Raw genomic sequence first — 277 nt, forward strand, 5'->3', positions numbered from 1 at the left:
GACTGTGTTCATCCTGTAGGAACGCGGTCAACTGTGGGAGCGGGCTTGCTCGCGAAAGCGATCTATCAGGCGCCGGATTTGCCGGGCATCATCCACACCAACCCACTCGCTTTCGCCCGCTCATGGCACAGCCCGAGTACCACCCGCCGCTCGGCATTGTCCATGCGGCTCCAGCGGGTGATTTCATCCACGGTGCGCTGGCAGCCGGTGCAAATGTCATCATCATCCAGCGCACAAATGCTCACGCACGGTGAGGCGACGGGGCGTTCAACGGGGT

1 protein-coding gene is annotated in these 277 nt (G+C 62.1%); it reads right to left on the reverse strand.

Translation table 11 applies throughout. The features are described 5' to 3' along the window. Nucleotides 1-65: 65 nt before the first annotated feature. Nucleotides 66-277: DUF1289 domain-containing protein (locus SB756_RS29725; RefSeq protein WP_410913157.1), on the reverse strand; the 212-nt coding region annotated here is incomplete at its 5' end.

The sequence above is a fragment of the Pseudomonas sp. SIMBA_068 genome (genome assembly GCF_046534705.1).
Taxonomy (GTDB): domain Bacteria; phylum Pseudomonadota; class Gammaproteobacteria; order Pseudomonadales; family Pseudomonadaceae; genus Aquipseudomonas; species Aquipseudomonas putida.